The organism is Bacillus sp. Marseille-P3661 (assembly GCF_900240995.1).
In the GTDB taxonomy this organism is placed as follows: Bacteria; Bacillota; Bacilli; order Bacillales; family Bacillaceae_J; genus OESV01.
The window spans coordinates 557,814-576,857 of the sequence record NZ_LT965954.1; the positions used below are offsets into that span (position 1 = coordinate 557,814).

At 35.6% G+C, this 19,044-nt stretch carries 16 protein-coding genes and 1 pseudogene; 5 read left to right on the top strand and 12 right to left on the bottom strand.

The window, feature by feature from the left end:
- Positions 1-10: 10 nt before the first annotated feature.
- Positions 11-814, bottom strand: a complete 804-nt coding sequence (locus C1724_RS13720) for an NAD kinase (RefSeq protein ID WP_102347322.1) — start codon at positions 812-814, stop codon at positions 11-13.
- A 62-nt stretch (positions 815-876) separates the two neighbouring features.
- Positions 877-1,497 (bottom strand): GTP pyrophosphokinase, encoded by a 621-nt coding sequence (locus C1724_RS13725; protein ID WP_102347323.1) that lies wholly within the window; start codon positions 1,495-1,497, stop codon positions 877-879.
- A gap of 202 nt (positions 1,498-1,699) precedes the next feature.
- On the opposite strand from C1724_RS13725, the gene C1724_RS13730 reads away from it, so the two are divergent.
- The 3 genes from C1724_RS13730 to C1724_RS13740 all read left to right on the top strand — a co-directional run bounded on the left by C1724_RS13730 (position 1,700) and on the right by C1724_RS13740 (position 4,684).
- A complete protein-coding gene (locus C1724_RS13730; protein ID WP_102347324.1) occupies positions 1,700-2,284 on the top strand; it encodes a CYTH domain-containing protein in 585 nt (194 codons plus the stop codon).
- 46 nt (positions 2,285-2,330) lie between these two features.
- Positions 2,331-2,969, top strand: coding sequence for a lytic transglycosylase domain-containing protein (locus tag C1724_RS13735; protein WP_180994274.1), 639 nt, complete (start codon positions 2,331-2,333; stop codon positions 2,967-2,969).
- 839 nt (positions 2,970-3,808) lie between these two features.
- Positions 3,809-4,684 (top strand): ClpXP adapter SpxH family protein, encoded by an 876-nt coding sequence (locus tag C1724_RS13740; protein ID WP_102347325.1) that lies wholly within the window; start codon positions 3,809-3,811, stop codon positions 4,682-4,684.
- Positions 4,685-5,274: 590 nt separating this feature from the next.
- Here C1724_RS13740 and pepF read toward each other — a convergent pair.
- From pepF to mecA, 4 genes and pseudogenes are all read right to left on the bottom strand, one after another.
- Positions 5,275-7,092 carry an oligoendopeptidase F gene (pepF, locus tag C1724_RS13750; RefSeq protein ID WP_102347327.1) on the bottom strand — a complete coding sequence of 606 codons (1,818 nt, stop codon included), beginning with the start codon at positions 7,090-7,092 and terminating at the stop codon, positions 5,275-5,277.
- 572 nt (positions 7,093-7,664) lie between these two features.
- Positions 7,665-7,851, bottom strand: a pseudogene (locus C1724_RS13755) (hydroxylamine reductase); the annotation flags it as partial.
- 221 nt (positions 7,852-8,072) lie between these two features.
- Positions 8,073-9,260 (bottom strand): competence protein CoiA, encoded by a 1,188-nt coding sequence (locus tag C1724_RS13760; RefSeq protein WP_102347328.1) that lies wholly within the window; start codon positions 9,258-9,260, stop codon positions 8,073-8,075.
- A gap of 107 nt (positions 9,261-9,367) precedes the next feature.
- Positions 9,368-10,069: an adaptor protein MecA gene (gene mecA / locus C1724_RS13765; protein WP_102347329.1), complete on the bottom strand. Its 702-nt coding sequence runs from the start codon at positions 10,067-10,069 to the stop codon at positions 9,368-9,370.
- Between the two features lie 427 nt (positions 10,070-10,496).
- Here mecA and C1724_RS13770 point away from each other — a divergent pair, with 427 nt between their 5' ends.
- A complete protein-coding gene (locus tag C1724_RS13770; protein ID WP_102347330.1) occupies positions 10,497-11,165 on the top strand; it encodes a TerC family protein in 669 nt (222 codons plus the stop codon).
- Positions 11,166-11,222: 57 nt separating this feature from the next.
- Here C1724_RS13770 and spxA read toward each other — a convergent pair whose 3' ends face one another.
- Entirely contained in the window at positions 11,223-11,618 is a 396-nt protein-coding gene (spxA, locus tag C1724_RS13775) for a transcriptional regulator SpxA (protein ID WP_102347331.1), read from the bottom strand.
- 2,372 nt (positions 11,619-13,990) lie between these two features.
- Positions 13,991-14,587, bottom strand: a complete 597-nt coding sequence (locus C1724_RS13780) for a GNAT family N-acetyltransferase (RefSeq protein WP_102347332.1) — start codon at positions 14,585-14,587, stop codon at positions 13,991-13,993.
- Positions 14,588-14,738: 151 nt separating this feature from the next.
- Between C1724_RS13780 and C1724_RS13785 the strand changes: the two genes are divergently transcribed.
- Positions 14,739-14,921, top strand: coding sequence for a hypothetical protein (locus C1724_RS13785; protein ID WP_102347333.1), 183 nt, complete (start codon positions 14,739-14,741; stop codon positions 14,919-14,921).
- Between the two features lie 136 nt (positions 14,922-15,057).
- On the opposite strand, the gene C1724_RS13790 is transcribed toward C1724_RS13785, so the two are convergent.
- The 4 genes from C1724_RS13790 to C1724_RS13800 form a co-directional block, all read right to left on the bottom strand.
- Positions 15,058-16,281 carry a putative glycoside hydrolase gene (locus tag C1724_RS13790; protein WP_374703462.1) on the bottom strand — a complete coding sequence of 408 codons (1,224 nt, stop codon included), beginning with the start codon at positions 16,279-16,281 and terminating at the stop codon, positions 15,058-15,060.
- 233 nt (positions 16,282-16,514) lie between these two features.
- The gene (locus C1724_RS25665) at positions 16,515-16,688 is read right to left on the bottom strand and encodes a hypothetical protein (protein ID WP_180994275.1); all 174 of its coding nucleotides are present in this window, start codon (positions 16,686-16,688) and stop codon (positions 16,515-16,517) included.
- Between the two features lie 357 nt (positions 16,689-17,045).
- A complete protein-coding gene (locus tag C1724_RS13795) occupies positions 17,046-18,026 on the bottom strand; it encodes an ABC transporter ATP-binding protein (protein ID WP_102347334.1) in 981 nt (326 codons plus the stop codon).
- A gap of 1 nt (position 18,027) precedes the next feature.
- Positions 18,028-19,041 carry an ABC transporter ATP-binding protein gene (locus C1724_RS13800; RefSeq protein WP_102347335.1) on the bottom strand — a complete coding sequence of 338 codons (1,014 nt, stop codon included), beginning with the start codon at positions 19,039-19,041 and terminating at the stop codon, positions 18,028-18,030.
- Positions 19,042-19,044: the final 3 nt, after the last annotated feature.

The following is a 19,044-nucleotide window of genomic DNA, read 5'->3' on the forward strand; positions in this document are numbered from 1 at the left end:
CATTAAGTCTCTATTTGTGGTCGGAAACAAATGAATCACGTACTCTCCGCCAAAAAGGAAACGGTCGAAATCTTGCAAATCGCACCTTTTCGTCGGCCACTCTACATTGAATAGATTTGACATCTCTATGCACAACCGTGTTATGGTCAATTGTCACAACCAAATCAGTTTCCTTTTCTGGCTTTAATAACAGGGTGTGGTGCCGTGGTAAAATTAACGGTGAACCAATTGTTCTGAATACTCGATTATTAATTGACGCCATTTCTGCCACCTGAATAGCTTCGAGTGTAGGATGGAGGATGGCACCTCCAAGCGCTTTATTATACGCCGTGCTCCCAGATGGTGTAGATATACATAGTCCGTCACCGCGAAATGTTTCAAATCTCTGTCCTTTAATATCTACCCCAATCACTAGCGAAGATCCTTCTGTTGCTTTAACTGTTGCCTCATTTAAAGCTAAGTAAACAACCTCTTTACCACCATCTATATGACGAACAATCGTTTCCAAAATAGGGTACTCAACAACAGAAAAAGGCGTTTTTGCAATTTCTATGACTAATTTTTCAACCTCACTCGGAACCCAGTCTGCATAAAATCCTAGATGTCCTGTATGGACCCCAACAAATGCGGTCTTATCAAGTCTGTGTATATATTGATGAAATGCATACAAAAGCGTCCCATCTCCACCAATTGATATTACAATGTCTGGCTCTTTTTCATCTAATACTAAATCAAAATCAATAAGGTAATTTTTTATTTTCATTTTCAATGCATTGGAGGTCTGATCTCCTCGAGATGAAATCGCAAATTTCATAAGTACCGACTTCCCATTCTAATATAGTATATGTAGAATTTCACAGATTTCATATGTCTTTCTTAGCTGTCCTGCTTGTGCATAAAGATTCGTTGCGCCTCTTGAATTTCTCCACGAATTAATGACATTTCTTTATCAAGCCTTGAAGCTGCTTCTGACGCACTTTGGAGTCTTTGCTGTATATCTTTCGGAATGTCTCCTTTGTATTTATAGTTTAATGAGTGCTCTATAGTCGCCCAAAAGTTCATGGCAAGCGTACGTATTTGAATTTCGATGAAAATCTTTTTTTGTCCACCAATTGTTTCAACTGGATAATTAATAACTACATGATAAGATCGATATCCACTATCCTTCATATTATTTATGTAATCACGTTCTTCTATAATCTCAAAATCCTTACGACCCTTTAATATTTGGATAACATGATGGATATCATCAACAAATTGACACATCATGCGAATACCTGCAATGTCATATAGACTGTTTTCAATTTCTTCTAGCGGGATCCCTTTACGTTTTGCTTTCTCTAAAATACTTGGTATTGGTTTCACTCTTCCTGTCACAAATTCAATCGGTGAATGGACAGATTGTATTTCAAATTGTTTCCTCATCCCTTTAAATTTAATTTTCAGCTCCTCAACTGCCTGTGCATAAGGTGCTAAAAAAATATCCCAATCTAGCATGCTCAAGTTTCACCACCGAATCTAAGTTTACCCTATTTTTATTTCTGCTAAAGAAACTATTTTCCTGCTGCTGTATCTTAGTTTAACATATTAAGCGTTTCCCTATTAAACCAATTGATTTTAAAATTATTTTACTGCATAATAAAGTGAAACTTACAACTGAAAAAATACTGTAAATCCTTTTACTAAAAGGAGTTTTTTTATGAATCAGGAAATCGAAATTGAATTTAAGAACATGCTCACCGGTGAAGAATTTGAACGAATTAAACAATATTTTAAACTTCAATCAGAAGACTTTATTGCTCAGGAAAATCATTATCTAGATACAATGGATTTTCTCTTAAAAGCCAAAAATGCGGCACTACGAATTCGGAAAAAACAAGGTGTTTATACACTTACCTTAAAACAGCCTCTTGAAAAAGGATTGTTAGAATCCCATCAACTTATATCTGAACAACAAGCCCTGGCATTATTTAACGGTAGTTCTTTAAGTACAATTAAAGGAGAAATTAATACTTTAATTTCAACAATGGGCATTGAGCCGAATGATATTGTTTACTTGGGCTCTTTAAGAACGCAGCGTGCAGAAATAAAGCTCGGTGATCATTTACTCGTACTTGATCATAGTTTTTATTTTAATAAGGAAGACTTTGAGCTTGAGTTTGAGGTCAAAGATTATGATATTGGGAAAAAAGAATTTATTAATCTTCTTCAAAAATATAATATCCCCTTAAGGGATACAAGAAATAAGATTGTTCGTTTTTTTATGGAAAAAGAAAATCAATAGTATATTACCCTCAACAAAAAGCATTTAAAATCATAGAGGTGTTAAAATGAAGATAAATGCCACACATTTAAAAACTTTAATGGAAATACAAGCGTTACGTAATTTTAACAACTCGGGTGCAACCTCCTTTGATTTAACTGATAAAGATCCATTTTCGAGTTTGCTTGAATTAGAAATTGCCAAGCTGCAAAGTGGTAAAGCAGAAACCCCGACGACAACAAACGTAGTTTTAAGAGAGCTACAGGCACTACAGCCACATAATTTCAAAGTTACTAGTACTAGTAACCAAACAGAAACATCAAATTTAGCGAATCCCTTTAACGAGTTTATTGAAAATGCTGCCCTAAAGTTTAATGTAGATCCAAAACTTATTCGCTCAGTTATTCAGCATGAATCTAACTATGATCCAAATGCAAAAAGTCATGCTGGTGCAACTGGCTTAATGCAGCTTATGCCTGCAACCGCGAAATATTTAGGGGTTAAGAATATCGACGATCCTCAAGAAAACATTGAAGCTGGAACAAAGTATTTAAAACAAATGTTAGATAAATACAATGGTGATCTAAAGCTTGCTCTTGCTGCTTATAATGCTGGGCCTGGTAATGTCGATAAATACAACGGGATACCACCCTTTAAAGAAACTCAAGCATATGTAAAAAAAGTAACGGAAAGCTTTTTTTCGTAACTTCTACTTAAAGAAATAGTTTTCTGACATAATACCAAAACCAAAAAAACATACCAACATAAAGTAACAGGTTTACTTCAGAGGTGCAAACATTGTAAAACACATAGGAAAACGCACTTGAATTCACTTTATAATTCACAGTGCGTTTTTTATTGATTTATAAACATTTTGGCGAATTTTAATAACTTATCGTCTCCTAATTCACATAGTAAATCACAGGGTATGAAATAAATATTGGAGGGTGCTTGATTTTGAGATTTAGTATGTAGATTATAATTGAGTAACCAGAGTTATTAATAATAAGCGGAGATTTTTCGGTTAAACAGCAGGATAGAGCTTGGTTTGGGGTATATAAGCGGAGATTTTCCGATTAAGCAAAGCAAAGGTACCCATTTTTACGTTTTTCGAGTAAATAGGCGGAATCTTTCCGTCTATTTAAGCTATTTTCAGTGCCATTTCCTAATTAAGCGAAATTTCTCCGCTTATATCAAACTCGCTTTAGCATCTAATGAAATTGGACAACTTACGGATGGTTTCGGGGGAAAATGAAAAGTAAAAAGGGATTAGAGATATTGCATCTCTAATCCTTTTTACTGTGAAGTTTATGTGATTAGCTATTTGATTCGGTCTGCGATTTACCGTTTTGCACCTCACAAGTAAACCCGTTACAACATAAAGGTATGTTTTTTGTTTAAGAATTATATAGAGATTATTATTATTACAATAATAATAATGTATATAAATTTGGGAATATATTACTATTAATGCACAATGTTTGCCCCTAGTTTAGCAGCTTGCTAAAATAGAAATATAATTTCCTGATTAGAAAGGAGATACGCATGTTTCTAGATGGTTCTAATACCTGCAACGAAACGGGGAAAATCGGTTGGAAAAATTTGGTCACAAAACCCATTGAAATATATGTTTTTATAGATCCTTTATGTCCTGAATGTTGGGCACTTGAGCCTATACTAAAAAAATTCCAGATTGAATATGGTGACAAGTTTTGTATCCGTCATGTATTAACAGGAAAATTAACTGCCCTGAATTTAACAAATACCCCTACTCAAATTGCAAAAGCTTGGGAACGAACAGCCAGTAAATTTGGTATGTCGTGCGATGGTGATATTTGGTATGAGGACCCTATATATTCTCCTTACTTAGCTTCAATAGCAATTAAAGCTGCAGAGTTACAAGGAAAAAGAGCGGGATTACGATTTTTAAGAAAGCTACAAGAAGTTCTCTTTCTTGAAAAGCAAAATATATCAAAAAAAGAAATTTTAATCGAGATAGCAGAGTGTGCAGGCCTTGATATTCAAGAATTTGATAAGGACCTCAACTCAGAAACAGCTATAAAAGCGTTCCAATGTGATTTGAAAATTACAAATGAGATGGGAGTAACGGAAAATCCTACACTCGTATTTTTTAATAATGAAAAAATTGAGGAAGAAGGAATTAAGCTTTCTGGTTGTTATCCTTATGAAATTTATGTTGAGGTGTTAGCAGAGATTTTACAGAGAAAGCCTAAACCACGTTTAGTTCCACCATTAGAAGAGTTTTTGTCTTATTTTAAATTTGTAGCAACCAAAGAAATATCAGTAGTGTATAACCTAAGTTGTCCAGAAGTTGAAAAAGAGATGAAAAAATTATTGCTAACACAAAAAGTCGAACGGGTACCAGTCAAATATGGAACATTTTGGCGATATCATGGATAAGGTTAATGGACACATCTAAATTAATTGTGATCAATCAGCCTTTTGCATAGCATTTGGATGCTAGAACTTATAGCACACATAAAAAGAAGGCTAGGTAAGTACCTAACCTTCTTTTTATGTCTCATCGACAGGGGGGGAGAAAGTTTCACGGTCAAACAAAGGGGTTATGTTTGTTAGTGATTAACTCTACAACATTATGTTATCAAGTTTTAAATCGATTAACAATTAATATGTGACCTGTTTCACAAAACTGTCAAATATTTAGATGTTATTCGACACACTTTGTTCATCATTACTTGATAAGCACGTACATATAGTTAAATAGGAGGGGGGATTAAATGTATAAGTATTCTCTATTAATTGGGATAGTTTTCGTCATATTATCTTTTATATTTTACCTATTCGGTTTAATGCGTGTATTTCCTGTTTATTTCACTGCAATTCCCTTATTCTTATCCATCCTATTTACTGTTCACATGTGGAATAATCGCAATCGTTTTAATGGGAAAAACATTAAAATTAATCACTAAAAATAAATGCATCTAACGAAAACTCCCGCTACGGAAAATAGAGGGAGTTTTCGTTAGGTCTTAACTATTTAGCAATTGTTCCATCTCTGTAAGTTTTTGATCAAATACTTGTAACGCTTGCTTAATTGGTTCGCTTGAAGTCATATCAACTCCAGCACGTTTTAATACTTCGATTGGATAATCAGAATTGCCTGCCTTCAAAAATTCAACATAACGATCAACAGCTGGTTGGCCTTCTTCTAAAATTTGTTTTGCAAGAGCTGCGGCTGCACTAAAACCTGTCGCATATTGATATACATAATAATTATAGTAAAAATGTGGTATTCTTGACCACTCTAAACCTATCTCTTCATCTATTGTTATCTCATTCCCAAAATATTTTTTATTCAAATCATAATATAGAGAGGTTAATAAATCTGCTGTTAATGCCTCACCTTCACGAGCTTTTTCATGTATCAAATGTTCAAACTCAGCGAACATTGTTTGACGGAAAACAGTACCACGGAACCCCTCTAGGTAATGATTTAAAATATACATTTTCTTTTGTTTATCATCTTCAGTTTTTAGCATGTAATCATTTAATAATGCTTCGTTACACGTTGAAGCCACTTCCGCCACAAATATTGAATAATTAGCATATGGATACGGCTGTGTCTTTCGAGTGTAATAGCTGTGAACCGAATGACCAAGTTCATGTGCTAATGTAAATAGATTATTTACATTATCCTGCCAATTCATTAATATATATGGATTTGTTCCAAACGTCCCTGATGAATAAGCTCCACTTCTTTTCCCTTGATTTTCATAAACATCCACCCAGCGATTATCATATGCTTCTTGTAGAATATTTTGGTACTCCTCACCCATTGGAGCAAGGCCATTTTTGACCAACTCTTTAGCCTCTTCATAAGGGATTTCCATTTTTACATCTTTAACAAGTGGTGTATATAAGTCATACATATGAAGATCATCTAATCCTAGTACCTTTTTCCGAAGAACTATGTAGCGATGTAATAAGTGCAAATGATCATTTACAGTTTCAACTAAAGTATCGTATACACTTTCAGGAATATTATTCCCATCTAATGCCGCTTCACGGGCTGTTTTATAATTTCGCACTCTTGCATAGAAATTATCTTTTTTAATATTCCCACTTAGTGTACTTGAGAATGTATTTTTAAATTTACCGTATGTATCATAGACGGCTTTAAAAGCTTCTTCACGAACACGGCGATCACTACTTTCTAGAAAACGGATATAGCGGCCATGTGTGATTTCTGTTTCTTCACCATTTTCATCTTTAATACTAGGGAATTTTAGGTCGGCATTATTTAGCATTCCAAAAGTAGTACTTGCATTACCTGTGACCTCTGCTGCTTGAGCAAGTATTGCTTCTTCTTTTACAGAAAGGACATGTGGACGACCCCGATTTAACTCATCTAAAATATGCTGATAAAGCTTTAAACCATCGTGTTCATTAATATATGCTTTAATTTTATCCTCTTCTATAGATAAAATTTCAGGGTCTATAAATGAAAAAGCACTACTTGCTTGAGTTAACAAGTTTTCGGCACGATCGTTTAAACCTTGATAAAAAGAATTAGTTGTATCTTGATCGTAGCGCATATGTGCATACGTATAAAGCTTTCCTAATCTTTCAGACAGTCCATATTGCGTCTCCAAAGCTTTATATAACGTTTCTGCTGATTCTGCTAATTTCCCTTTAAACTCTTCAATAGATGGAATTAATGATTTTATTTCTTTAAATTCCTGTTCCCAGTCTTGATCTGTTTGAAAGATATCTTCTAACCGCCAAGTATTTTCAACTTCGATTTCACTGCGCTTTGGTAACGATTTCGGTTTTTCTTGTTCCGCCATTTTAAAACCTCCATTATGAAAAATTTTCCTATATTCTATTATATCATTTGAACAAGAAAATAAAACGAAACTTCCATCAGTGTAGTTTTTTTCCTCCTCAACTGTGAGTTAGTACCTAAAGGCCCCCTTAGTCAATCGGAATTACGGGATAGAACTTTAGAACCGATTAACAATATAGCTCTACTGAATCTAAAAACTGTAATTACACCAATTAAGTCGATTTGGAATATATTTTACTATGGAGGTGTTAGGCTTTGGCATCAAAAAAGGATACTAATAAGCAGGTCAAATGTCCAAGATGCTACATTCCAATGCAAAGACTATATGAGCGGAGTTTCGGAGTAGTAGGTAGTGGTGTATATGAATGTCCTAGATGTAAAGGAATAATCAACTATCACAATTAAGTAAATAGTATCTTGGTTTATATCCCAGCTACTCAATTATGTAGACAAAAAAAAGCTGACACAAAAATTATGCATTTTTAGGTCAGCTTAATAATTTTTTTAATTAATTTATTTCAGATAAAGCAAAGCAAGCATTGTTTGCACTATCTTCTTGTGCATCACCAATTATACGCCTTCTGAGATGAATACTGGTGGCTTAGGCCCAATTCGAATATCTTTAATTCCTAAAACATAGTAAAATCGCTACTGCTTTTTGCTCGAACCTAGATAGCACTATACTTACTGGTAAATCATTAATCTTACATTCAATTGCATCCGCTAATGCTTTTGCAATCTTTACAGTTGAACTTGAATTAAGATCATAGTGTCTTGTAGACTAGCAATAGTCTCATCCTAACCACATACACCAACAACTTACAGCCGCCTGGTGCAACTTACATACATTGATGACCAATACGTTATTACCTTTCCCCTTTTTTTAAAGAATAAGGAAGTTTCGTATAAAATAGAGTGATTATATCACAGACTTTGCATTGTCAAAAAATGATCGAATTCCTATATGCCTATAGCTAATTTTTACTTACCAAAGTAATTTCTTTTGTTCAAAACCAGTTTGTCCATTTCACATGCATTGTTCATATTTTTTGGAAAGGCTACTTCTTTTACCTTTTCAAACTCAGTAAGGTTGTTTGTATTTCTCAGAATCCCCAAATAAACTAGTTGTTGTAAGTAGTTCATGATGGCAAAAGAATAGTGGCTATTATTAATGCCAGGAAGTTGTCTTATTGTAAATTTTTTCGCATTTTTAAAGGCATTAAAGCCGTCATATACTTGCCTAAATGTTAGAAATTCACCTATTCTAAGAGGGCTAATATATTTAAGCAGAATCCATCCTTGCCAAATCATGACGTTCGTATTAATCCATATCATTTCTGAGACTGGAATACCAACCTCAGAGGGTAGTAATGGTAATAGACTTCCTTGATTATAAAACCACTCTTTCCAGAATCCTTCTGTAAATCGATATCCTGCCGCTCTCCATCCGGTTTTTAATTTTAGCCATGATATATTCATATTCGGGTTTGTATGGTTATGAAAATTTAACATTGTTGAAAAGGTTAATTGATTGGGTGATAGAAAAGAAGTGTTTGCAACAAAGGTATTAGATGAAAACGAATTTAACGATGAAGATAGTGCAAACTTGTTTGTAAGAGGACAAAAGTAAAGCAATAGGTGATTAGCATTTTGTGACTGATATGTCATTAATAAATCAAATGTGGTAGGTCTTTGAATAGATTCTGAATTCCTTTTAAAACGTTTGCCACCTAAAATCCAAACAGGAAAAATATTTTCACGTTTGTAGCTTAGTGTTCGTGATATAAGTTGACTACTAGATATTGAAGCACATTGATATTCAATAGCATATTTAATATCACTTATTTCAACGAAAAGGTCTGGTCTTTGCTGCAACTTGGGGAAATAGCGTTCAATTTCAACTTTGAGATCCTGATCTTTTAACCAATGGTAGAGCTTTTGTTTTCCATGCATATGATATTCTGTTTCATTTTCAAGCTTTAGTTTACAATTCGAGTTGGGCAAGTGTGCAAAATGCCACAACCTCTGCTCACCTAATTTCATTTGGACAGGTTGTTTACAAATGGTGCAATAGAGTTGTTCATTATTCCTTAGATTTTCTAATTCATTTTTGGGCCATGGATCGACTAGTGAATACTTTTTTCCATCCATTGTTTGGGCAGTAAACATTAAAAACACCTCTTTTCATTTTCAATAGCTTTCGACGAAAAGATGGGCTTTCCTGCACAAAATATTATAGTTTCATATAAAAAACGATTCCACTTTACGCGGAATCGTTAATCCTTTAAAGGAAAATGCTTACTAACTTGTTCTAGCGCATCTTCTTGCATAATCAGTTTTCCATATTCTTGGACTCTGTGGATAGATAATCTTGACTCAAAGCCGTATTCAAGAATTTGGCAAAGTATATCATCTTCGATCTCTTCTTCAAATTGTTCCTCGATAAAACCAATATATAAATAGTATTTTCCTTCAAAATGATATAAGCTGCTAGTTATTCCATCTGAAAAAATACTATGACTTAATCTTATGATGTCTTCGAAGTCATGGAAACCAATAAGAAACCGTAGTTCCTCTTCATCAAGTCCTACTTGTTCATATGGGTAATCATCTTCGTAATCATTGTCTTTATCGACATTGAAGGTTTGATCTAACAAGGATTCAATTTTTTCATCCACAGGTAAATCAATTTGTTTATCGTTGCCAATTGGTAGTTCAAGCTTATGTCCATCTTTTGATAGTTGTGCCTTTGTTACAACAACCTCAAGTCCTTTTTCTAAAGCTTGGACTTGAATCCAAAGTGGGCCTTCAACGGTGAAGTCTTCACTACTATTAACTTCATCCATCATTTCCCAAAACAGCTCTTCACTTCGCTCGCGATTGTACCAAATTTCATCTCGATCAAAACCCCGATCTTCTATATCCCGATACGTTACATAGAACTTTACTGTGTGCTCATTAATGCGTTCAATTTCCATTCTTCCTCTCTCCCTTCTATACCAAGATTCAAAACCTGAAGGGACTACCTACCCCCGAGCAAATGCTCTTAGATACTTAGTTTTACTCTTTATTCAAGGAACATAATAGCTGAAAAAATTAGTGTATAATCTAAACATTCCCTAAAATGAAGAGAAATAACCTTGTACTTTTATTTTATGATAAAAACAATAATAATGGAAATAAAAAATTCTATTTAAATAAAAACAGGCTTACGTCCATTATGTTTATTTATAATCGTGCATATTCGTTTCGCAATAGTCCTTTATAAAAATACTTGTTTTGATATATGTATATAAATATAGGCTGATTTATTCCTAAACCAAGCATTTTGTCTTTATTGGTGATTATTTAGGCTTGTTTGCATATACATAGTATTGATTGAAATGGACGAGGGGGGCTCTAATTTTGGATTTTGAAATTATTAGTCAAATACTTATTATAATTGGTATTGATCTAGTACTTGGAGGTGATAACGCTATAGTAATTGCACTAGCCAGTCGCAATTTGCCTGTTTCTAAACGAAATAAAGCGATCATTTTTGGAACTTTGCTTGCTATTATTATGCGGATACTATTAACCGTTATGGCGGTATATTTATTAATGATACCTTATTTACAGTTAATAGGAGGACTTTTCCTAATTTGGATTGCTTATAAATTACTGGCTGACAATAATGATGATCCTTCTAATATAAAGGGTGGTACAACGCTTATACAAGCTGTTAAGACCATTGTTGTTGCTGATATTGTAATGGGCTTCGACAACGTCCTTGCAGTAGCAGGTGCTGCGGAAGGTCATGTCGTCCTAGTAATGATAGGATTATTATTCTCAATACCAATTATTGTCTGGGGTAGTAAGATTATTCTACACTACATGGAACGTTTTCCAATCATCATTTATCTTGGTGCAGGTATCCTAGCATATACTGCTGGAACCATGATAATTAATGAAGAAAGAATTCAGCCAATATTGGAAAGTTATAGCTATGGGTATTTTATAATTCCTATCATAACTATTTTATTGGTTCTTATTTCAGGAGCGTTAAAAAAGACTTTAACTAACTTTTCTTCATAGGATTTACAAAATATCTACAAATTTAAAAAAAACTTCTACAATAGTAGAAGTTTTTTTTTAATTTACTAAACGTTGTGCTTCTCGTAATTGAAAAGTACGCACTCGTCTTGGTAAGAATCGGCGAATTTCATCTTCATTATAGCCAACTTGCAAACGTTTTTCGTCAATAATAATAGGACGACGAAGCAAACCAGGGTTCTCACTAATCAATTTAAATAATTCTTGTAAAGGCATTGTTTCTAGATCGACATCTAGTTTTTGGAAGATTTTAGATCTTGTTGAGATAATTTCATCTGTTCCATTCTCAGTCATTCTCAAAATCTCTTTTGTTTCATCTATAGTTAGCGGCTCTGTAAATATGTTTCTTTCTCTGTATGCTATTTCATGTTCTTCAAGCCAAGCCTTTGCTTTTCGGCATGAAGTACAACTTGGTGATGTATACAACGTTACCATTCAAAGCTCACTCCTCTAATGTTTAACAAATTTATATAAAAACTGACTATTATTTTAAAATTATTTTTAATAAGCATTATTTGTAATTATTATACAACAAACCGGGCTATAAATATATAGTTTTTAAAAATAAATGTTTAAAAAGTACATTTTTACTGGCTGTTATACAATAAATTGACCTTTAATTGAGAATAAGATTGTATGTAGAGTCTTCTTAAATTGGTTTAATATTTTTATATCGCTCCTTTCGAAATTAATAATATGTTTGCATATATATATACGTTAAACCTTAACAAAAGGTTTCAACTAATCTGTGAATTTTTTAACAAAAAAATTAAAGAATTCCAATAGGGATAATTAATGATTATGAATTAAACCTTTAGCGAGTTGATGTTTATTCAATTCTGTTTGAATACGGACAGCCGATTTCCCTTCAGAATCTGGGCAGGATTCTGACTCCTCATGCCATCTTTCTTTCAATCTGTCAGAATCACACTAGGATTCTGACTCCTCATGCCGATTTTCAATCAATCCTGTCAGAATCACACCTGGATTCTGACTCCTCATGCGCATTTTTCTTCAATCCTGTCAGAATCACACCTGGATTCTGACTCCTCATGCCCATTTTCTTTCAATCCTGTCAGAATTACACTAGGATTCTGACTCCTCAAGCGCTTTTTCTTTCAATCCTGTCAGAATTCGGGCAGGATTCTGACTCCACATGCCGATTTTCACTCAATCCTGTCAGAATCACACTAGGATTGACTCCTCAAGCGCATTTTCTTTCAATCCTGTCAGAATCACACCTGGATTCTGACTCCTCAAGGGCATTTTCTTTCAATCCTGTCAGAATTCGGGCAGGATTCTGACTCCTCATGCCGATTTTCACTCAATCCTGTCAGAATCACACTAGAATTCTGACTCCTCAAGCGCATTTTCTTTCAATTCTGTCAGAATACAGGCATAGTTCTGACTCCTCATGCCGATTTTCACTCGATCCTGTCAGAATCACACCTGGATTCTGACTCCACAAGCACATTTTCTTTCAATCCTGTCAGAATTCGGGCATGATTCGGACCTCCTCATGCCGATTTTCACTCAATCCTGTCAGAATCACACTAGGATTCTGACTCCTCAAGCGCATTTTCTTTCAATCCTGTCAGAATTCGGGCATGATTCGGACTCCTCATGCCGATTTTCACTCAATCCTGTCAGAATCACACTAGAATTCTGACTCCATATGCGCATTTTCTTTCAATCCTGTCAGAATCACACCTGGATTCTGACTCCTCAAGGGCATTTTCTTTCAATCCTGTCAGAATACAGGCATAGTTCTGACTCCTCATGCCGATTTTCACTCAATCCTGTCAGAATCACACTAGAATTCTGACTCCACATGCGCATTTTCTTTCAATCCTGTCAGAATTCGTGCATGATTCTGACTCCTCATGCCGATTTTCACTCGATCCTGTCAGAATCACACCTGGATTCTGACTCCACAAGCACATTTTCTTTCAATCCTGTCAGAATCACACCTGGATTCTGACTCCTCAAGCGCATTTTCTTTCAATCCTGTCAGAATTCGGGCAGGATTCTGACTCCTCATGCCGATTTTCACTCAATCCTGTCAGAATCACACTAGGATTCTGACTCCTCAAGCGCATTTTCTTTCAATCCTGTCAGAATTACATCTGGATTCTGACTCCTCATGCGCATTTTTCTTCAATGCTGTCAGAATCACACCTGGATTCTGACTCCTCATGCGCATTTTTCTTCAATGCTGTCAGAATCACACTAGGATTCTGACTCGGCATGCCGATTTTTCTTCAATCTTGTCAGAATTCGGGCAGGATTCTGACTCCACATGCCGATTTCCACTCAATCCTGTCAGAATCACACTAGGATTCTGACTCGGCACGCCGATTTTTCTTCAATCCTGTCAGAATCACACCTGGATTCTGACTCCTCATGCGCATTTTCTTTCAATCCTGTCAGAATTCGGGCAGGATTCTGACTCCTCATGCCGATTTTCACTCAATCCTGTCAGAATTACATCTGGATTCTGACTCCTCATGCGCATTTTTCTTCAATCCTGTCAGAATCACACCTGGATTCTGACTCCTCAAGGAGATTTTTCTTCAATGCTGTCAGAATTCGGGCAGGATTCTGACTCCTCAAGCGCATTTTCTTTCAATCCTGTCAGAATTCGGGCAGGATTCTGACTCCACATGCCGATTTTCACTCGATACTGTCAGAATAACACCTGGATTCTGACTACAAAAGCCGATATTCCTTCAATCCTGTCAGACTTCCACCACACAAAAAAAGACCAAACCTTACGCGATTTGGTCCTTGGATCGAAAAACGTATATTTACAATTCATCTAGTATATTCTCTGTATCATTATTAGCATCATATGTTAGCACTTCATCAACATCTTGATAAGATTTGCCGTAGATTTCTTTATCTTTATACGTATGAATTTCTTCATACACCTTCCTCATTCCTTCAAACATTTTCTTCTCGACTAATGATTCGGGTTCATCTGTTGGTGACCAATAGAGAATTTCCATGGAATTGATTTCATTTGTTGCTAATGACCGGCGTCGATAACCGATTGATTCAGCATGCTTGAAACCCTCCCGTTTATAAAAACGCAAGCGTTTTTCAGTATCTGTATCCTCGTAATCAACAGGCTCTACTTCTAATATAATAGGTTTACTTGTTTGCTTTAACTTATCGAGCAATTTATGTCCTAGCCCTTGACCTCGGGCATCTTTTGAAACAAATAAATAATCAATAAAAATAAAATCCTCTGTTTCAACATACATCATTACATGATGTTCCCCTTCGTCCTTATGGTATATATCCCCTTTTTCATGAAGCAGGATTTCCATATGCTGTTTAGACTTCATTTCTTCAATTGGAAAATATTGATTTAGTTTCTCATACCAATTCGCAGTACTCATTGACCTACTCCTTTTATTAATCATCATCAAATATAAAGCTAATCGACAATGTTAATTATAATCCTTGTTAAAATTAGCATCCCCCCTTTTAATTCTCATAAACATCTTATAAAATAAGGATAGGCTGGAATAATAGGGGGTTTAACTAACTATGGGACAATATTTTCTTGATTTCATTATTATAGCCGCATTAGTTGTTGGAATTACCGCTTTAAATGGTGTACTATCAAATGCTATTGGTGTAAATGTATTTGGAAGAGGAAAACAAAATCTTCATACAGATCAAACGTCGAAAACCCAAGCCGGTTGGAAACTTGTAGGTGGAAAAAAATAAGGTGGCAGTTGCCACCTTATTTTTTCGTTACTGTTCAGTTCAAGCGCCTACCCATACTGGTAAAATAACCTCTCGCCGGGTATTATACCAGCACTTCATTTGGCAGTGCTGCTCAATGCACTTTCGCTTTTCTAAATTATGGAGTTAAAGGGGTATAATCAACACCCGTAGTGTACGTATTACCTGCATCCCATAACAAAAATTCTTGAATGCCATTTTCATTTAATGCTTTGATTTGTGCCTCTACCTCGGCTTTACCGTACACCAAATAATTACCCCTGCCTAAATAGGATGCTGTAAAATCTTGAATCCACGGTCGAGAAATCGGACGATTTTCAACTTCAGTTAGTTTCTGATTCTCTACTTTAGCATACTCAGTTACTAATCGATATGGTTCAAGATCTGGTTTGGCAATTCCAAAATAAGAGGTCCAATGACTTGGATATATCATTGAAGAAATGACATCAACATGCTCTGAAATTTTTGTGAAGTTCTGTCCTATTCCCGGCGCTTCAGGAAGCGTCGCCGTATAACCAAAAATATCAACAGAAACGTCCACATCATATCCTTCTAATTCCTTCTTAGCATAGGCAACAAAATCTGTTACCGCTTGAACACGCTTTTGAACATTATCCGTTTCAACATTTTGATATTCACCCATACTATAGGTTAATTGCTTATCTCTTTTTTCAAATCCTTCCGGAAAGCGAACATAATCGAATTGGATTTCTTTAAAGCCTAATTTTGCAGCATCGATGGCAATCTCAACATTATGCTCCCAGACTTCTTTTAAAAATGGATTGACAAATGATTCACCACGACCGTTCTTCCAAACAGTTCCATTATCTTGAAAAGACAAATCTGGACGTTGATTAGCCCATACTGAATCTTTAAATACTACAATCCGTGCAATTGGATACACTTGCTTTTTCTCTAACAGTTCAAGGAGTTCTCGTGGATTACTGATATATGGTTTTCCTATTGAAACAAGTGGAGAGCCTTCAGCAGGTTCATACGTTAAATTTCCCCAATCATCTTTAATGTCAACAACTACTGCATTCAAATCTGTATTATCCATCAAGTTCATGATATCAGCAAACTTTTGACCTGGTGTATACAAGCTTTTATTTGGATCTGCTTGATGATCCAGATAATTTTTATACCCGCCGGCAATATGTGCAGTCATGTAAACACCTCTTACTGCATCTGGATATTCAAAAGATAAACCAGTATCATATTTAAATCGTGGCGAAGTGATCGGGACACTCACCTTTTTTGCTTCAAGTTGCTTTTTAGAGTGAAATGCTACCGTTCTGTTTTCCTCTGCAAATCCCACGTTTGTTACTACAAGCAATCCCATGATAAGTGATACGAGGGTCATAATAGTAACCGAGCTTTTTAATCTTTGTTTCCCCATTTTTGAAGCTCCCATCTCTATTGGTTTCTTCTATATATTATAGGATATTTTCCGACACGAAAGTGTTTTTTCAGACAATTTCTTTTAAAAATCATACCTATAATGGTAAGTTGCGATTATTTTCCTCAAATTATCATTATCATTCTCTATATTTAATTTTTATAAAAACTTTCAGCTCAGGCACGCTGGATCATATATTGATAAACCTTATATCTTAAGCGATAATCATTTTCTTTGAATAGATATTGTTCACCATCGTATATAGCTTTTACATTACCCATAATCTGCCCGTATTTGACCGGGTCAAGGCTTTCCAAGGCAACTAAGTGTTCAAAAGAACGATAATACATATAAATCCTCCCTCTTAAGTTTTCTAAGGGTTATTATTACACCAATCCTTTTATTAAACTCGATGTAGGGCTATATTTTCAAAGGAAAAATCTACTTTCTCGATAACATCATTAGCACTTAGAAAGCGAACTATCCCTTGTCGTTCCCACGTCCTGTGGGAAACGAGAAAATCCTCACCATCCTGACTCTAATTAGGATAGCACTGGCTAAAAATCGCAACATCCTGTAGCAACGCCAGTATTAGCACAGTACTTACAAAAATACACATTATTAAAAATATAACCAGCTGAAACTACAGCTGGTTCTTTTAATACATCCTATTCATAAGCTTGTTTAAATATTCTTCTTGATGTTTCCTACTCGGTTTTATTGTACAAATGGCATGCTACCCAGTGGTTTTCTGCCGTTTCTAACCACTTAGGCTCATAGCGTGAACATACGTCCATTGCTTCTGGGCACCTTGTTCTAAAACGGCATCCACTTGGAGGCTCTAAAGGATTTGGAATGTGCCCCTCTAGGATGATCCGTTCTCGAGATCGTTCGATTTCGGGATCAGGGATAGGAATTGCAGACAGTAATGCTTTGGTATACGGATGCAATGGTTCAGTATATAAACACTCACTGTTTGCTAATTCAACTAATGACCCAAGATACATTACGCCGATACGATCGCTAATAAACTTAACCATCGATAAATCATGGGCAATAAATAAGTAAGTAAGTCCCCGCTCCCGCTGAAGCTCCTGCATTAAATTTACCACCTGTGCTTGAACTGAGACATCTAAAGCTGAAATGGGCTCATCAGCGATAATAAAATCTGGTTCCACTGCTAAAGCTCGTGCTATTCCAATTCGTTGGCGCTGCCCTCCAGAAAATTCATGTGGATAACGCGTCGCATGGTCCCGGTTTAAACCTACGGTTGTTAATAATTCTTCAATTCTTTCTTTACGTTCGAGAGGATTTTTCGCCAGACCGTGTATATCCATGCCTTCTGCAATTAAATCTGCAACTGTCATGCGGGGATTTAGCGATGCATAGGGATCTTGAAAGATCATCTGCATTTTACGATTTATCTTTTTTAACTCCTTCCCCGACTTTTTCTCGTGTACATTTATTCCTTCAAATAGAACTTCACCGTCTGTTGCTTCGTGCAGACGAATAATCGTTCGACCCGTTGTTGACTTTCCACAGCCAGATTCACCTACTAATCCAAATGTCTCTCCTTTATAGATATCAAAAGAAACGTTTTCAACTGCTTTAAGAACTTGCTTTTTCCCTATTTTAAAGTATTTTTTCAAATTTTTAACTTCAATAAGTTTTGTGCCTTCACTCTGCATTCTACAGCCCTCCAGCTATTTCTTTTGGTGGTTCAACATTAGGGGCACGTCCATCCTGTAACCAGCAAGCTGTTAATTGTGTATCGGAAAACTTTACATATGGGGGGGAATAAAATTTACAAACTTGCATTGTATATGGACAACGAGAAGAGAAAGAGCAACCTGCGGGCGGTTCGAGCAGGTCAGGAGGTGTCCCCGGAATCGAGAGCAACTTTCCTTTTTTTGTATGAAGCTTTGGCATGGATGCAAGTAATCCCCATGTATATGGATGTTTTGGATTATAGAATAATTCATCAACAGTCCCCGTTTCGACTATTTTTCCTGCATACATAACCGCGATACGCTGTGCTATATTAGCAACCACACCCAGATCATGTGTTATTAGGATAATTGATGTATTAGAATTAGCTTGCAGGTCCTTCATTAAATCAAGTATTTGTGCCTGAATCGTAACGTCTAATGCTGTTGTTGGTTCATCCGCAATTAAAACTTTTGGATTACATGCTATCGCAATTGCAATGACTACCCGTTGTCTCATACCACCTGAAAATTGATGGGGATAATGGTTAATCCGAACCTCAGGTTTCGGAATTCCAACAAGTGTTAACAGTTCAAGGGCACGATTACTCGCCTTCTTTTTATGGAGCTTGTGATGTTTCATCAACACTTCAATAATTTGATTTCCAATGGTCATTGTAGGGTTTAATGACGTCATCGGGTCTTGAAAAATCATCGATATTTCTGACCCTCTGATAGACTGCATTTGCTTATCTGTTAACTGCGCTAAATCTTTTCCTTCAAAAAGAATTTCACCTTTTATTATACGCCCTGCCGGACTTGGAAGAAGACGCATAATACTTTTTGAAGTAACCGATTTGCCAGAACCTGATTCACCCACAATGGCCAACGTTTCTCCTTTACGCAAATAAAAATTAACACCTCGAACTGCTTTAACCTCACCAGCAAAAGTTTTAAAGTAAACTGCTAAGTCTTTCACTTCCATAATGTTATTCATATT

Excerpts from the sequence above, each read along its gene's own strand:
- mecA (WP_102347329.1), bottom strand. The coding sequence starts at position 10,069 with ATGGAAATTGAACGCATTAATGAGCACACAGTAAAGTTCTATGTAACG.
- C1724_RS13780 (WP_102347332.1), bottom strand. The coding sequence starts at position 14,587 with ATGAGTACTGCGAATTGGTATGAGAAACTAAATCAATATTTTCCAATT.
- C1724_RS13785 (WP_102347333.1), top strand. The coding sequence starts at position 14,739 with ATGGGACAATATTTTCTTGATTTCATTATTATAGCCGCATTAGTTGTT.
- C1724_RS25665 (WP_180994275.1), bottom strand. The coding sequence starts at position 16,688 with ATGTATTATCGTTCTTTTGAACACTTAGTTGCCTTGGAAAGCCTTGAC.
- C1724_RS13725 (WP_102347323.1), bottom strand. The coding sequence starts at position 1,497 with ATGCTAGATTGGGATATTTTTTTAGCACCTTATGCACAGGCAGTTGAG.
- C1724_RS13720 (WP_102347322.1), bottom strand. The coding sequence starts at position 814 with ATGAAATTTGCGATTTCATCTCGAGGAGATCAGACCTCCAATGCATTG.
- spxA (WP_102347331.1), bottom strand. The coding sequence starts at position 11,618 with ATGGTAACGTTGTATACATCACCAAGTTGTACTTCATGCCGAAAAGCA.
- pepF (WP_102347327.1), bottom strand. The coding sequence starts at position 7,092 with ATGGCGGAACAAGAAAAACCGAAATCGTTACCAAAGCGCAGTGAAATC.
- C1724_RS13790 (WP_374703462.1), bottom strand. The coding sequence starts at position 16,281 with ATGGGATTGCTTGTAGTAACAAACGTGGGATTTGCAGAGGAAAACAGA.
- C1724_RS13795 (WP_102347334.1), bottom strand. The coding sequence starts at position 18,026 with ATGCAGAGTGAAGGCACAAAACTTATTGAAGTTAAAAATTTGAAAAAA.
- C1724_RS13800 (WP_102347335.1), bottom strand. The coding sequence starts at position 19,041 with ATGAATAACATTATGGAAGTGAAAGACTTAGCAGTTTACTTTAAAACT.
- C1724_RS13740 (WP_102347325.1), top strand. The coding sequence starts at position 3,809 with ATGTTTCTAGATGGTTCTAATACCTGCAACGAAACGGGGAAAATCGGT.
- C1724_RS13735 (WP_180994274.1), top strand. The coding sequence starts at position 2,331 with ATGAAGATAAATGCCACACATTTAAAAACTTTAATGGAAATACAAGCG.
- C1724_RS13730 (WP_102347324.1), top strand. The coding sequence starts at position 1,700 with ATGAATCAGGAAATCGAAATTGAATTTAAGAACATGCTCACCGGTGAA.
- C1724_RS13760 (WP_102347328.1), bottom strand. The coding sequence starts at position 9,260 with ATGTTTACTGCCCAAACAATGGATGGAAAAAAGTATTCACTAGTCGAT.